This window comes from Bradyrhizobium sp. MV1.5 (assembly GCF_055807615.1).
Map to the genome: position 1 here is coordinate 3,425 of NZ_JBVVPL010000018.1, position 14,898 is coordinate 18,322.

Annotated in this window: 15 protein-coding genes; 12 read left to right on the plus strand and 3 right to left on the minus strand. The window is 65.2% G+C overall.

From position 1 onward, the window contains the following. Positions 1-173 precede the first annotated feature (173 nt). From AC0L2J_RS18230 to AC0L2J_RS18240, 3 genes are all read left to right on the plus strand, one after another. Positions 174-506: a helix-turn-helix domain-containing protein gene (locus AC0L2J_RS18230; protein WP_035974180.1), complete on the plus strand. Its 333-nt coding sequence runs from the start codon at positions 174-176 to the stop codon at positions 504-506. A gap of 172 nt (positions 507-678) precedes the next feature. Beyond that, complete coding sequence (locus AC0L2J_RS18235) at positions 679-1,497, plus strand: aldo/keto reductase (protein ID WP_007611358.1); 819 nt, start codon at positions 679-681, stop codon at positions 1,495-1,497. 49 nt (positions 1,498-1,546) lie between these two features. Beyond that, complete coding sequence (locus tag AC0L2J_RS18240; RefSeq protein WP_473392744.1) at positions 1,547-2,500, plus strand: hypothetical protein; 954 nt, start codon at positions 1,547-1,549, stop codon at positions 2,498-2,500. A 967-nt stretch (positions 2,501-3,467) separates the two neighbouring features. Here AC0L2J_RS18240 and AC0L2J_RS18245 read toward each other — a convergent pair. Next, positions 3,468-4,181: a DUF599 domain-containing protein gene (locus tag AC0L2J_RS18245; protein ID WP_007611356.1), complete on the minus strand. Its 714-nt coding sequence runs from the start codon at positions 4,179-4,181 to the stop codon at positions 3,468-3,470. 126 nt (positions 4,182-4,307) lie between these two features. Between AC0L2J_RS18245 and AC0L2J_RS18250 the strand changes: the two genes are divergently transcribed. The 4 genes from AC0L2J_RS18250 to AC0L2J_RS18265 all read left to right on the plus strand — a co-directional run bounded on the left by AC0L2J_RS18250 (position 4,308) and on the right by AC0L2J_RS18265 (position 7,109). Beyond that, positions 4,308-4,970, plus strand: coding sequence for a glutathione S-transferase family protein (locus tag AC0L2J_RS18250; protein ID WP_473392749.1), 663 nt, complete (start codon positions 4,308-4,310; stop codon positions 4,968-4,970). A gap of 327 nt (positions 4,971-5,297) precedes the next feature. Beyond that, on the plus strand, positions 5,298-5,501 hold the full coding sequence (locus tag AC0L2J_RS18255) for a hypothetical protein (RefSeq protein WP_007611353.1): 204 nt from the start codon (positions 5,298-5,300) through the stop codon (positions 5,499-5,501). 159 nt (positions 5,502-5,660) lie between these two features. After that, entirely contained in the window at positions 5,661-6,626 is a 966-nt protein-coding gene (locus AC0L2J_RS18260; RefSeq protein WP_007611352.1) for a hypothetical protein, read from the plus strand. 42 nt (positions 6,627-6,668) lie between these two features. Next, on the plus strand, positions 6,669-7,109 hold the full coding sequence (locus tag AC0L2J_RS18265; protein WP_007603229.1) for a DUF1489 family protein: 441 nt from the start codon (positions 6,669-6,671) through the stop codon (positions 7,107-7,109). Here the strand turns inward: AC0L2J_RS18265 and panC are convergent. After that, entirely contained in the window at positions 7,106-7,957 is an 852-nt protein-coding gene (gene panC / locus AC0L2J_RS18270; RefSeq protein WP_473392754.1) for a pantoate--beta-alanine ligase, read from the minus strand. The two genes, AC0L2J_RS18265 and panC, sit on opposite strands and share 4 nt — an antisense overlap. Positions 7,958-8,239: 282 nt before the next feature. Here panC and AC0L2J_RS18275 point away from each other — a divergent pair, with 282 nt between their 5' ends. The 4 genes from AC0L2J_RS18275 (at position 8,240) to AC0L2J_RS18290 (ending at position 12,033) form a co-directional block, all read left to right on the plus strand. Then, positions 8,240-9,163, plus strand: coding sequence for a division plane positioning ATPase MipZ (locus tag AC0L2J_RS18275; protein ID WP_007611348.1), 924 nt, complete (start codon positions 8,240-8,242; stop codon positions 9,161-9,163). Positions 9,164-9,507: 344 nt separating this feature from the next. Beyond that, positions 9,508-10,368 carry an alpha/beta fold hydrolase gene (locus tag AC0L2J_RS18280; protein WP_007611343.1) on the plus strand — a complete coding sequence of 287 codons (861 nt, stop codon included), beginning with the start codon at positions 9,508-9,510 and terminating at the stop codon, positions 10,366-10,368. A gap of 122 nt (positions 10,369-10,490) precedes the next feature. Next, the gene (locus tag AC0L2J_RS18285) at positions 10,491-11,240 is read left to right on the plus strand and encodes a vWA domain-containing protein (RefSeq protein ID WP_473392757.1); all 750 of its coding nucleotides are present in this window, start codon (positions 10,491-10,493) and stop codon (positions 11,238-11,240) included. Positions 11,241-11,307: 67 nt separating this feature from the next. Next, entirely contained in the window at positions 11,308-12,033 is a 726-nt protein-coding gene (locus AC0L2J_RS18290) for a DnaJ domain-containing protein (RefSeq protein ID WP_473392760.1), read from the plus strand. A 224-nt stretch (positions 12,034-12,257) separates the two neighbouring features. Here the strand turns inward: AC0L2J_RS18290 and AC0L2J_RS18295 are convergent, their stop codons facing one another. Then, positions 12,258-14,099 (minus strand): D-alanyl-D-alanine carboxypeptidase, encoded by a 1,842-nt coding sequence (locus AC0L2J_RS18295; RefSeq protein ID WP_007611337.1) that lies wholly within the window; start codon positions 14,097-14,099, stop codon positions 12,258-12,260. A gap of 388 nt (positions 14,100-14,487) precedes the next feature. Between AC0L2J_RS18295 and AC0L2J_RS18300 the strand changes: the two genes are divergently transcribed. Further along, positions 14,488-14,826 carry a phasin family protein gene (locus AC0L2J_RS18300; protein ID WP_007603238.1) on the plus strand — a complete coding sequence of 113 codons (339 nt, stop codon included), beginning with the start codon at positions 14,488-14,490 and terminating at the stop codon, positions 14,824-14,826. The last annotated feature ends 72 nt before the right edge of the window (positions 14,827-14,898 follow it).

Consider the following 14,898-nt stretch of genomic DNA (forward strand, 5'->3'; position numbering starts at 1 on the left):
TGTCGCCCGGGCGGCCCCCCCCCCCCCGCCCGGGGGCCCCCCCCCCCCCCGCGGGGGCCCCCGCCCCCCCCCCCCCCCCCCCCGGGGGGGCCCCCCCCCCCCCCCGCGCTACTGGCCATCATCTTTAATCCGAACTTAAGCGACCTCCCGCATCATCGTCCCCGCTTGGGGGAATGAGCATGCGTGTGCGGCTGAAGGCGGACGGACGGATTGTCGAGTTGCGGGACGGACAAGAGTTTCCTGTCCAGCCACTTCCGATCCAGCCCTTTCCAATCCAGCCCGTACCTGACGCAGCGCCGCCCGACACCAGCTCGCTCGCCGTGCGCGATTTGCGCCGCCGCGCCTGCCTGACCCAGATGGAGTTCGCGGCCAAACTCGGCGTTCCCGTCGAGACCATCCGCAACTGGGAGCAGGGCAAGCGTGCCCCGCGGGGACCCGCCCGCGCGCTGCTCGCGGTGATCGCGCATGCGCCCGAGACCGTGTTCCAGGCGCTCGCCAAAGCATGAGCTCAAGGCCTGACGTCAAGGCTTGAGGTCAAAGCCTGGCGCGAACCTCCCGTTAGCATTGCGCGCAAGATCCGGCCCGGCGGCCGGTGTCGTCCGTTGGCAGTGTCGCCCGCCGGGTTCATAATGACGCCTGGATCATGATTTGGGGCGAGCGCGACAGAGAGGATTCCTCATGCTGTTCGTCGAGACCAATGGCGCAAGAATACCGGCGATCGGGCTGGGAACCTGGGAGCTGAGCGGGCGCATGTGCGCACGCGTGGTCGAGCAGGCGTTGCGGCTCGGCTATCGCCACATCGATACCGCACAGGTCTACGAGAATGAGCGCGAGGTCGGCGACGGCTTGCGCGCCTCCGGCGTGCGCCGCGACGACATCTTCCTGACGACAAAGGTCTGGACCAACCATTTCGCACCCCACGATCTCGAGCGCTCGGTCAAGGAGAGCCTGGCGCGCATGCGACTTCCCTCCGTCGATCTCCTGCTGCTGCACTGGCCCAATTCGCACGTGCCGCTGGAGGAGACGCTGGGCGCGTTGTCGCATGCCAAGCGCATGGGCCTGACCCGCCACATCGGCGTCTCCAATTTCACCGTCGCGCTGATCGAGCAGGCGGTGGCGTTGTCGCCGGAGCCGCTGGCCTGCAACCAGGTCGAGTACCACCCTTATCTCGACCAGGCGAAGGTGAGGGCGGCCTGCGATCAGCACGGGCTCGCTCTTGTCGCCTATAGCCCGATCGCCAAGGGGCGGATCAAGACCGACCAGACGCTCGCCGAGATCGGGCGTCTCCATCACAAGACGCCGGCGCAGGTCTGCCTGCGCTGGCTGGTGCAACAGAATGTCGCTGCGATCCCGCGCACCTCGCGCGTCGAACGCCTGTCGGAAAACATCGAGATCTTCGATTTCGAGCTTTCGGACGACGAGATGGCCCGGATCGCCGCGCTGGCCAGTCCCAGGGGCCGCCTGACCGATTTCGGCTTCGCGCCAAAATGGGATTGAGGGGGGACTGCCGTATGCTAGGACGAGCACGGCAACCTGAAGTCAGGCGATGGAACTGCGGAAGATCATACGGACGGACATTGCAGCGTCGGCGATCGCCCATCTGACGCTGGTCGCGCTGATCATCGTGATCAGCGAAGTCCATCCGTTTCACGCCAGCCCGCCCGAATCGGTTTCCGTCAGCATAGTGACGCCGGAGCAGGTGAAGCAGGAAGAAGCCAAAGCCGAGGAGAAGGCCGACGAAAAACTCAAGGCAAAGCCGCCGGATCCGATCCCTGACCTGAAACTGCCGAAGCTGGATTTCTCCGAGAAGGACAACGCGGCGGCCGCGCCGAAGCCCGAGGCGAAGCAGCAGGCCTCGCCTGAAGCGTCGCAACGGAAACAGCCACAGCCCCAGCCTTCACAGACGCCTCAGCGCGCGGCAAATGCGCAGCCGCTACCGCAGCCTCAACAGCCACAGCCTCAGCCATCGCAGTCGCCGCCGCCTCAGGCGACACCGCAGCCCCCGGCGCCACAGCTACTGCCACAAGCGATGCAGCAGCCAGAGGCCGCGCCGCCGCCGGCCTATCAGGCGCCCGAGCCCGACGTCACCGTCAAGTACGGCGTCATGCTGGGCCTGCCGCCGGAATTGCCGACGGAGCTGCCGAAAGATGCTCCCAAGGACGATGGCGGCGATGCCAAGGATTCAATCGCGGCCAAGCTGCCGGCCGAAATCATCGCCGAACTGCGTCGTCACTTGCGAAGCTGCGCCAAGCTGCCGGCGGGCGTCGCGCCGACCGACAACGTCAACATCAAGCTGCGCACGGTGCTCGCGACCGACGGCACGCTGGCGCGCGAGCCGATCCTGATCGAAGCCCCGCCGTCGGCAAAGGGCGTGGCGCTCGTGAAGTCCGCCATGAGCGCGCTTCAGGCCTGCCAGCCCTACAAGATGCTGCCGGCCGACAAATACGGGGAATGGAAGGTGATGGACCTGCCGTTCTCGCCGCGGGATTTCGGCGGGTAACAGGTGGTCATGTAGCCCGGATGGAGCGTAGCGCAATCCGGGGCCGCTCGCGCTGCATTTCGCACCTTCCCGGATTACGCTTGCGCTCCATCCGGGCTACGGGACCGCGCCTGTGTCGCCCCGTCAACCCCTTCCCACAAAAATATTCCACTTTACCGAAATTCGGAAACGGCGTATGTGTCGGTCATCCCGGCTCATCCTTGAGGGGCGATCTCGTTGTCGTCTTGATTGCGAGCCGTGCTTGCGGTGGACGCGGCAGCGTCGGCATGAGAGGTGCGGGCAGGGCGGGTAGTCCCTGTGAGCCCGTGGCCACGTGCGGACGAGCGGCGCTGTGAAGTTCGTCTCGTCGGTATTTCGATGGCCACGTGCACGAGGCGGTCGAACCCTGCGGCGAAATGGCGGGCCGTGCGTACGGCAAAACCGTGTGGTCCTGGCCGTCGTTGCTACGGTCAAGCTGTCGCGGAGGTGTGTGCGAGCCCAACCGGGCGGACAGCATCATCCAAATTCGCGAGGCGAGGGAGGCCAGAAGGAAAGTTCGGCTCCCGGGAGAGCACGGCATAAGCCGTCCAACCATCGCGCAGGGAAGGCCGAGTGATTGGCACCACCTGTATGCTGCTGTGCGGTTTTCCTGCGTGTGCTTTTCGCGCAGCGGACCGCGGGTGCGAGGTCAGCACCCGGCCTTCCCTGCGCCCTCTTGGACAAGAGGGTGGAGTGACCAAGCAAAGCTCGGACGAAATGCGCCGCGAGGATGAGAAGCTGTGTCTGCAAGTCCAATCTGCATTGGAGGATGGCGATGAGGTGGCGGGTGCGTAACACTCCGCTCTCGTGCCCCGGACGCAGCGCAGCGCATCTTCGGCGGTGCGCTGCAGAGCCGGGGCCCATGTCGCTGCATAGGACCGTGTCGCCCTGGGTCCCGGCTCTGCGCAGCAGCGCAAGAGCGCTGCAGCTTGTCCGGGACACGAGCGCGTCAACGACCGCGCTTCATCTCCTCGCCATCCACCACCTCCGGCGCCATCGCCTCCCAAGCGCTCGAGGCGAATTGCCGCCGCCAGGTCACGATCACCACGGCGGCCGTGGTCACGAACAACACCCACGGGCTGACGAACCAGCCGAGATAGCCGAGTGCGAAGAAGAAGGCGCGCTGGCCGCGGTTGAAATGGCGGCCGGCGGATTCGAACAGGCGCGAGGTGCGGATCACATGAGCTTCGGCCTCCGGCGTGTCACGCTGCGAAGCCGCCGGCATGCCGCCGAACAGGATCGCGACATAGTTGAACAGGCGGTACGACCAGGCGAATTTGAAGAAGGCATAGACGCAGATCAGGACAAGGCCGACGCATTTCAACTCCCACATCGCCGGCGAGGTGCTGAGATCGATCGGCAGCTTGCTCAAGATCGTGATCGCGTCGTTGGTCGCGTGCAGCAACGCCAGCGCGCCGCCCAGCGCGATCAGGCTGGTGGAGGCGAAGAAGGCGGTGCCATTCTGCAACGAGGCCATGATCTGCATATCGACCATGCGCGCGTCGCGGTCGAGCAGCCGGCGCACCCACACCTCGCGGTAGCGGTTCATGCGCGCCGACAGGCTGTCGCGGCCATAGGCCGAATGCTCCAGCGTCAGCGCGTAGACCAGCCATTCGATGATGAAGAAGCCGACGGCTGTGATGTCGACCCAATGCCTGCTCATGTCAGTCTCCTGGCGAGGATCGCAACGCTTGCCACGCATGGCGAGGTGCAGCAACGATTGATTGGCGGCAGGCGATGGCGTTAAAAGCGGCTCGCTTCAAGGCGCGTATCGAGAAGGACTGATGACATGGCTGCGCTGAAACTCGCAATCGGCAACAAGAATTACTCGTCATGGTCGATGCGGCCCTGGCTCGCGCTCCGAGCCAACGACATCCCGTTCGTGGAGACCCTCATCCCGCTCTACACCGACAATCCCGCGGACAAGGAGCAGATCATCTCGTTCAGCCGCGCCGGCAAGGTGCCGGTGCTGGTCGACGGCGACATCACAGTGTGGGATTCGCTCAGCATCATCGAATACATCGCCGAGCGCTATCCGGAAGTGAAGCTGTGGCCGGACGACGCCGCCGCCCGCGCCCATGCCCGTTCGGTGTGTGCCGAGATGCATTCCGGCTTCATGGCCCTTCGCAACGAATGCGGCATGAACCTGCACCGCCCGGTGCGCCCCGTGACGCTGTCGGCGGACGCCGAGGCCAATATCGCGCGCGTGCAGGAGATCTGGCGCGAATGCCGGACCCGGTATGGCGCCAATGGACCGTTCCTGTTCGGGCGTTTCGGCGCGGCGGATGCGATGTATGCCCCGGTCGTGCACCGCTTCCGCACCTATGCGATCGAGGTCACGCCGGAGACCAAGGCCTACATGGACACGATGCTGGCGCTGCCGGCGTTCCAGGAATGGACCCGGGACGGGCTCGCCGAAACGCTTCTCATCGAAAAGTTCGAGAACGTGTAATCCGTGGTTGCGATCGGGCCTCGCTTGACGCCGAACAAGCCGGCGGTGCTCGATCGCCCGAGTGCTTGGCAGGAGGGACCTCACGCCCAGGATCCGCCCAGGGCGGCGGATCACGCCAGCCCCGACGGCCGTTTGCCCCATACCCCGGAAGAACGGGTTCCAGCGGTATCATCGGCCGGCGGCATCACTCTGAAATAACTGCAAAATTCGCACGTTTGCCATGTCGCATACTGCTGGCCAAAAAAGCCCGCCGCATGCTATACAGCGGCCGGGTTTCCGGCCGGCCGACGCAGTGGGACCATGGGCGTGGCAGGCGTTGTTTGAGTGATGGAGAGGGTGTTGAAGCACAAATTCCCTATTGGCGCGCGCGTATTGTTCACCGCCAGCAATGTCGCACGCCCCGCTGCCAGCGGCTCGTATGAGGTCATCCGCCTCCTGCCGACCGATGGTGACGACTGTCAGTACCGGATCAAGAGCTCGACCGAAGCCTTCGAACGCGTTGCCAAGGAAAGCCAGCTCGCGCTGTCCTGAAGGCCGACGCTATCCGCGCATTGGCGCGTCACCGGGGAATTGTATTCTGCCGCCGTCAAAAGGCCCGCTTCACCTTCAAAAGGTGGGCCGGGGGCAGTTGCCGACTCTCGGTACTCGCTTTGACCATTCGCTCTCTGCTCGCGTGAGGGGACGTCGCGCATGAACTGGGCATGGGCCTCATCGCTCGACCAAATCTGGCGCTCGCCGGCCTTTCCGATGTGGATGATGCTGGCGGCTGCCGGCTTCTTCGGACTGATCCTCCTGGCCACGCTGCTACGCGCCGAGCGATCGGTCGCCAACGGCGCGCTGACCGTCGTTACGCTGCTCGCCATTGCCATCGCGCTGGCTGCTGTCGTGCGCGTCGATGGACCGGCGGGGCAGACCACGCCGACCGAGGCGCGCGCACAGGCCGCGATGACCGCGAGCCTGCCGGCGTTGTCTTGTCTCGACGATCTCGCCGGCGATGCCGTGGCCATTGGCTGCGAGAAAGCGCTGTTCGGCGCGCCTGACGCGGCGGCTGCGGCCGTCTCCACCACCGCGGCCAGAATCGACCGGCTGACGGCGCTCGGCGATGCCGCGACCGCCGAGAAGAGCCTGACGCCCGATATCAAGGTGCTGCGCAAATCGCTGGAGCGTGATCGCTACGGCCTGGTCGCGCAGGTGCTCGTCGTGCGCGACGGCTGCACGCAGTTCGACTGTGCGGCCTTCCGCTCGCTGACCGACCAGCAGCAGGTCGCCGCCAACATGGATTCCCATCTGTACGACACGCTGGTCGCGCGCTACGCCCCGACCTGGAATGCGCCTGCAGCCGCGCAATCGTTGCCGGCCACGGCCGCGCTCGCCGGACTGCCGCCGTCGATGCCGACGGGCAAGCCGACCAATGCGGAATTCCCGAGTGCCTCGTCGACGCCGCCGGTCAGCATCATGAATCCGGAGCCGTCGACCCGCCAGGCGGCGCCCACCGGGAACGCGGCGGCTCCGCGCCACCCGGCGGCGGCCTCGGCACAGGCCGCAGCTCCCGCCGCGAAGAAGCCGCCTGCGCCGAAGGCTGCGCGCGCGCCAGCGGCAGCACCGGTTCCGCTCGCGCCGCCGGCCGCGGCTCCCCCGGCTGCGGATAACGAGTAGATCGGCATTCCAAATGGGTGTCTGCCCGGCTAATGCTGGGGCATGCCACTACATCTGATCAAGCTCGCCGTCGGCTGCGAATCCGTCAAGGAATTGAAGGAGTGGACCGCCGAACGAATGCAGACCGCCAAGAAGAAGGGTCTGCCGCAACATCACATCCACATCACCCGCATGGTGCCCAAGCGCGACGCCGAGATCCTGTCCGGCGGGTCGCTCTATTGGGTGATCAAGGGCGAGGTCGCTGCGCGCGAAAAGATCATCGGCATCGAGCCGTTCCGCGACAAGGACGGCATCGGACGCTGCCGGATCGTGATGCAGCCGAAGGTGATCCCGGTGTCGCCGCGGCCGATGCGCCCGTTCCAGGGCTGGCGCTACCTGGCCGACGATTCGGTGCCGCCCGATCTCGGCAAGTCCGCCGCCGGCTCGATCGCGGCGATGCCGGAGCCGATGCGGCGCGAGCTGCGCGATCTCGGGCTGCTCTAAACCGCGATATTGTCGATCAGCCGGGTCGTGCCGAGCTTGGCCGCGACCAGGATGCGCAACGGTCCGTCGTTGCGCGAGCTGACCTGTGCCAGGGTCGCTGCATGGCGCACTTCGAAATAGTCGAGCTCAAAGCCGGCCGCCGTGATCATTGCGGCACCGCGCGCCATTGCGGCCGCGACCGCTTCTCCGGCGCGGATGCGCCCGGCGCTCTCCTTCATGGCGCGGTACAGCGTGGTCGCGGTCTGCCGCTCCTGTGGCGACAAATAGACGTTGCGCGAGGACATCGCGAGCCCGTCGCGTTCGCGTACGGTGCGGGAGCCGATCACCTTGACGCCGAGGTCGAGGTCGCGGGCCATCTGCGCCACCACCCGCAACTGCTGAAAATCCTTCTCGCCGAAGATCGCGACATCCGGCCGGCACTGCGTGAACAGCTTGCCGACGACGGTGGCGACGCCGCCGAAGAAATGCGGGCGGAAGCGATCCTCGAGGCCGGCCAGCGCCGGTCCCTCCGGCACGATGCGGGTGGCAAAGCCCTGCGGATACATGGCCTCGGCGCCGGGATGCCAGACGATATCGACGTCCTCGGCGGCGAGCCTGGCGAGATCGGCCTTCCAGGTTCGCGGATAGGCGCCAAAATCCTCGGTCGGCGCGAACTGGGTCGGGTTGACGAAGATCGACACCACGACGCGGCTCGCGCGCCGCCTGGCCAGGCGCACCAGCGACACATGGCCGTCATGGAGCGCTCCCATGGTCGGGACCAGCGCGATTGTGGCCTTTCGCTTGCGAAGATTGCCGACGGCGCGTCGCAGGGTGGGGGCCGTGCGGGCGATCAAGGGGCTGCGTGACATCAGAACTCGATGGGATTGGGAATCGACGGGCGCGTCCCGGCGCCCGGCAGGCTAACCTTAACAAGCGGCGACCGTGGACGCCATGCATCCGGATGCGGCACAGCATCCGGCGCAAAGCCGCACAGGCGGTCGCGGCATTGTGGGTTGGATCACAGACGCGAAGCGGCGCGGCGATTCATGATGAAGGTCGGCGTGCCGCGATTTGTATTGCCTGTCACGCATTTCACTTGACCGCAGACGCGGCCAACTCGAAGATATTCGTCAGGGGTGTTGAGGATCGCGATGCTTGTGCAAGCTAGCCAAGGCCAGTCCGGCTCGGCGCATGTTGTCGTGCTCGGCAACGAGAAGGGCGGCTCCGGCAAGTCGACGACCGCCCTGCACATCGCAGTCGCGCTTCTGAAAGCCGGCCAGCGCGTCGCCACCATCGACCTCGACTGCCGTCAGCAGAGCTTTACTCACTACATCAACAACCGTTCCGCCTGGGCGCGCCGCACCAAGCTCGACCTCGAACTGCCGCTGCATCGCTGCATCAAGCTCGGCGAAACCATGCAGGTTGCCGAGAACGAGAATTCGGAGTTCCTCCAGTTCATGGAGGCGGTCTCGGCGGTCGAGAGCAGTTTCGACTTCATCGTCATCGATACACCCGGCACCGACAGCTACCTGATGCGGCTTGCGCACTCGATGGCCGATACGCTGGTGACCCCGATCAACGACAGCTTCCTCGATTTCGATGTGCTCGGCACCGTCGATCCCGCCAATTACGCGGTGACGGGCGAGAGCCACTACGCCGAGATGGTGCGGGATGTCAGGCGCAAGCGCCGCCAGCTCGACGGCGCGACCACCGACTGGATCGTCGTGCGCAACCGCCTCTCGATGCTCGGCTCCCGCAACAAGCAATTGGTTGCCGAGGGGTTGAAGGATTTGTCGCTGCGGCTCGGCTTCCGCTACGTCGACGGCTTCGCCGAACGCGTCGTCTATCGCGAGTTCTTCCCGCGCGGCCTGACCGCGCTGGACGAGATCGACGAGGCCACCCTCGGCATGCGGCCCAATCTCGGGCATCTCACCGCACGGGAGGAGGTGACGAGCCTGCTCCGCCAGCTCAAGCTTCCGCTCGACGAGCGCGGACGTCGCCGCGCCGCCAACCGTGCCGAGTGGTTCAGCCAGGTCGACAAGCCGCTCGAGGTCCACGACATCCTCGGCGCCTGAGGCGGCGGTATATCGCTACTTCCAGTCGATCAAGCGGCCGGTCTCCCGTGGGAACCGAGCCCGCGCTCAACCGTTTTCACCCCGCGTTTACTGCAAAATTGAACCCGATCGAGACAGGTTGCGTCGGAAGGTGACGTGCACCCTGACGTAGCCGTATGAGAGCGAGATGCCCAAGAAACGTGTGCGCCGCACAATGAAAGGGCTGCCGGTTCACAATATTTGGCCTTCCTGTCACGCTGCTGTGACATATATTAGGGAATAGGCGACCAGGGGCCGAAGAGCCTCGGAAGAACACGATTTTCAACAGGGATTCAGGCCGCAAGAGCCTGAGGCTGAGGACGAAAATGAAGCGTGGAATTGCCGTTCTGGTTTCGGTCAGTGCCCTCTGCGGTGTCGCCTATTTCACGGTGAGCAAGTGGGCAATCAAGCACGAGACCATCACCTTCTACGACGCCTCGCGCGACAACCGTGCGGTGCCCGTCGATATCGCGATCCGTCGTGACAAGGAAATGCAGGCTAATGCCGGCATGATCACGTTGCCGGTCGCCGTGATCAACCACGGCAACACCGTCAAGAACACCGAGTACGGCTTCCTCGCCAACATTTTCGCCGCGCGTGGCTACCTCGTCATCAGCCCCCAGCATGATTTGCCGACCGATCCTCCGATGGTGACCAAGCCCGGCGAGATCTATGTCGGCCGGCTGCCGCAGATCCTGCGCGGCGTCGCCAACATCCATCTCGCCATGCAGGAGATGAAGAAGGTTCAGCCCAACGCCGACTACGATAGGGTGACGATGGTCGGCCACTCCATGGGCGGCGATATCACGATGTATTTCGCCAAGCAGTATCCGGATGAGGTCAAGAAGGTCGTCACGCTCGACAATCTTCGCGTGCCCTTCGTCACCGCCGGCAAGTTCAAGATCCTGTCGTTCCGCTCCACCGATCCGCAGTTCAAGGCCGATGCGGGCGTGATCCCGACCGACGAGGAATGCGAGAAGGCCGGCATCCAGGTCGTGAAGACCGAATTCCAGCACAACGACATGCGCGACACCGGTCCGGACGCTGCCAAGAACTCGATCCAGGGCATGCTCGACAAGTTCCTGAGCGCGACCGATAGCGAAGTGGCGCCGGTCGACACGCAGTCGTCCCCGCCCAAGATTCTCGAGCCCGGGCCGGTCGCTTTGATGGCGCCTGCCAAGAGCTGACGCCGTCCTCGTCGTCGATAGCGATTTTCAAAGCCTCCGCCGGCTGACGCCTGCGGGGGCTTTGCACATTGAACGGGCTGCAGGGGCTGACCACATTAGCCGCTCACGCAAGGGTCAAGGAAATGTCTGGCGAACCCATCAAACCGCGCGGCCGCGATGCCGTCTCGGCGCAACCAGGCGGCGCTGTGCCGCAGGCGGGGACCTCGACCTCGGAGGACATCGCCGCCTTCGTCGCCAACGCGCGTGCGCTGTCACCGCATGCGCCCGGTGCGAAGGGGCGGCTGATCTTCGCGCTGGATGCGACGATGAGCCGGCAGCCGACCTGGGACATGGCTTGCGCGCTTCAGGCCGACATGTTCCGTGAGACCGCCGCGCTCGGCAGTCTCGACGTCCGGCTCGTATACTATCGCGGCTTCAACGAGTGTCGCGCCACGGGATGGATCTCCGACAGCGCCAGGCTTGCGGCGCTGATGAGCAAGATCGATTGCCGTGGCGGCGACACCCAGATCGGCAAGGTGCTGAGCGAGGCGCGGCGCGAGGCCGTCGCATCCGGCGTGCGCGCCGTCATCTTCGTCGGCGACGCCATGGAGGAGAACGTCGACGAGCTCTGCGCCAAGGCTGGCGAGCTCGGCATGCTCAAGGTGCCTGTGTTCGTATTTCAGGAAGGCCATGACGCGGTGGCCGAGCAGGCCTTTCGCGAGATCGCGCGCCTGACCGGCGGCGCCTGGTGCCGGTTCGATCCGGGCGCGGCGGCGCAGTTGCGCGAGCTGTTGCGCGCAGCCGCCGCCTACGCGGCGGGCGGACGCGAGGCGCTATTGCAATTGGCGAAGACCGCCAGTGGCGCGGCCAGGCTGATCGGCCAGATGAAGTAGCGCTGGCGCGCGGTCGGGGGCGCAAGGACACGATGCTTTTTGGCGGTAGGCCGACTATATTCCGGCCATGACCCTGATCGCCGGCGCTATCGCAATTATCACCCTTTATCTGCTGCTCCAGATGTTCCGTTCGGCCAATCCGGCCGTGCTGGCACGCGCGATCAGGTTCGGTGGCGGCGTGGTCGCGCTGGCTGTCGCAGCGTTCACGGGTTTGAAGGGCGAACTGGTGGTGGCGATCCCGCTCGGGATATTCGGCGCCGGGCTCCTAGGCTGGACACCGATGGCAAACGCCGGCTTCGGCCATATCGGCGGGCTGTTCGGCGCCGGCGCGACACGCCCGGCCGGTCAGGCCTCGCGCGTGCGCTCGCAATTCCTGGACATGCGGCTCGATCACGATTCCGGACAGCTCGGCGGCCGGATCGTCGCCGGGCCTCATGCCGGGCGCGATCTCGATGAGTTCGATCTCGCGGCCCTGCTGGCAATGGTCCCGGCGTTCGACGCCGAGAGCGTGGCCCTACTTGAAAGCTATCTTGACCGCCGGTTTCCCGCTTGGCGTCAGAACGCGCAGGGCGACGCGGCAAGGGGGCAGCGCCGCACGGTGGCGACCGGCAAAATGACGACGGAGGAGGCCTATCAGATCCTTGGCCTGCAACCTGGGGCGGGGCGTGACGACATCAGCCGGGCTCACAAGTCCCTGATGAAGAAACTGCATCCCGACCAGGGGGGCTCGACGTATCTCGCTGCCCGTGTAAACGAGGCCAAGGATACTCTGCTTCGCACGCATAACGGCTAACTCCGGCACCACGCTACAAACGCTCGTCCCGTGTGAGCCCCGCTTGCTCTGTTTGCCGTCGCCCCGATGCCCGCCATTGTCGGCGTGGTCGATCCCTTGCGTAAAGTTTTAACCGTAAATCCTTGACGAGAGGTTGTCGTGGAACAGCCTCGTCGGTCACCGCATCCCGAAAATGAAAATGCCCGCGCAAGGCGCGGGCATTTTCATTGGAGCGGTGCGAAAGATCAGTTGCGGACGGTCATACAGGAGATATCGGCGCGCTTCAGGGTTCGGCAGACGGCTTCGGCCTGGTCGCGGTCGAGCCCGGCGAAGCGGGCGCGGTAGAGCTTGCGATTGTCTTTCGCGACGACCGGCTCGGTGAACGGGTCGGCCTTGCTGAGCAGGCCGCGGGCCGAGCTGCGCGCGGCGTCGATGCGCTGCTGGGCTTCGTTCTCGCTCTCGAGCGCGCCGACCTGGACGATCCAGCCGCTGTGGGTGGCGACCGGCTTGGTGGTGGCGCTCATTTGGATCGGCTGCAGCGCCGGGTCGGCTGACGCGAGCTTCGCAGCAGCCGGGGCGGGTGCGGCGGCCGGCAATACGCCGAGGATGCCGTTACCGGTGCCGAAGCCCGCCGGCTGCCGCGGCAGCTCGGTACGGGCGATCTCGGCCCTCGGGGCTTCCGGTTGGCTGGCGACCTCCGGCTTGTTGATAAGGTCTGCGCGGGCGACGACGGCACCGGAGGTTTCGGCGACGTCGGAGCGCGACGCGATCGTGCTCGTGACCTGCGGTGCGATCTGAGCCGGGGCGGCGGAGGCGACCTTCACCGCGCCGGCCTTGACCTGGACGGTCTTGACCCTGACCGGCTTCATCGGCTCGGACGAGCCGGGGATGATCGAGAGCGGCTGGCTCGAGATCACACCATTCGTGAGCGGCGCAGGCTCGATCTTGGATTCTGTCGGCCGAACTTCAGGCCTGTTGGCTTCATATCTGGGCTGAGCCGGCGGCACCGCGGCAGTCGCAGCCGCAAGCGTCGACAGGCGCGCGGCGAGACGCGACGGGGCTGCTTCGGGAGCAGGGGCAGCAGCAGCCTGAACCTGCGGAGCGGAGCGGGCCGGGGTGTCCGATGCATCGGCAACCTCGACCGCGGCGTCGGAGCCGCTGCGCTCGGTGACCGCCGCGACGGTGTGGGTGGTCGCGGCCTTATCGAGGTTCTCCGCAAGCAGGTTGCGCATGATGGCGTCGCGCGAGCCGCCGCTGCGGCCGCCCAGCACCACGCCGATCAGGTGGCGGTTGCCGCGGCGCATCGAGGTCACGAGATTGAAGCCGGAGGCGCGGGTGTAGCCGGTCTTGATGCCGTCCACGCCCTCGACATTACCGAGCAGATGATTGTGGTTCCGGATCGACTGTCCGCGCCAGTTGAACGTCGAGGTCGCGAAATAGCGATAGTAGCGCGGGAAGCGCTCCTGGATGGCGCGGCCGAGCGTGGCCTGGTCGCGCGCGGTCGTGACCTGCTCGTCGTTGGGAAGGCCGTTGGCGTTGCGGTAAACCGTTCTGGACATGCCGAGCGAACGCGCCTTGCGCGTCATCATCTGGGCGAAGTCGTCCTCGTCGCCGCCAATCGCTTCCGCGATCACAACGGCTGCGTCGTTGGCGGAGCGGGTGACGAGACCCTTGATCGCGTCCTCGACGCGAATGGTCTGGCCGGCACGCAGGTTCAGCTTGGTCGGATCCTGATCGGCGGCGTGCTGCGACACCGGCATCTCGGTGTCGAGCTTCATCTTCCCGGACTCGAGGCGCTCGAACAGCAGATAGAGCGTCATGATCTTGGTCAGCGAGGCCGGATGGCGGATCCCGTCGGGGCTCGTGGCCTGAAGCACGGAGCCGGAATTGCCGTCGACGATGATCGACGCGAATTTCGGGCTGGAACTCTCGGACACATCGTGCTGCACGCGGTGGTGCGCGGTGTGACGCCGGTGGCGCCGCGCCTCGGCAGCGTCGGTGGTGAAGATGACTGCGCTAGTGACCGCAAGAAGCCCAAAAACGCCAACCCGCGCCAAGCGCGAAGAAGACAAGTTTTTACGAAGCATGAAACCCCGTCCCCGTTTCTGACTTGATCACCGGCTCGTGAGGCGAAATTGTGCCCAAGGGATCCGGGATCATTACCTGCTCAGGCTGTCCTCCGCAGGTGTTGGCCGCGGGGGACGTTGGGCCTGAGCCGCTGTTCTGGCTAAGGTGATGTTCTCCAACGGCTTTCGGCCGCTTCTGGAAGCTGAACACGTCCAGGGAATCAAAGTAGGGGGCCGCGGTTTCCAAAAGCTTAAGGAACCATTGCGGGAAACCCGGGGAATTTCCGCGATTTTGCATGTAATTTTGTGCGACGCACAAAATTCTTGACTTTTTTTGTGCGTTGCACTAATTGTGAGCAGAGTCAGGGAGCCGGGGCTTCCCGACGAGAGCTAGGGAAAAGGATTCCGAATGTTCAAGGTTGAAGACTTTCAAGGCTACGGGAAAGAGCACTTCGAGCAGTACGTCGCCTCCGCGACCTCGATGCAGCACGGCCTTCAGGCGATCGCCAGCGCCTATGGCGACTACACGAAGAAGTCGTTCGAAGACACCAAGTCCTTCGTCGAGAAGCTTTCCGGCGTGAAGTCGCTGGACAAGGCCGTCGAAGCGCAGACCGAATTCGCCCGTTCCGCCTACGAGTCCTTCGTCGCGGAATCGCAGAAGATCGCCGGCCTCTATAGCGACCTCGCCAAGCAGGCGTTCAAGCCGGTCGAGACCATCGTGTCGAAGTTCACTCCGGCCGCCAGCTAACGTTTCCTGACGTCCTGGAATCAAAAGCCCGGCTGCAGCAGCCGGGCTTTTTTTGTGTCGCGGCGTGTCGAT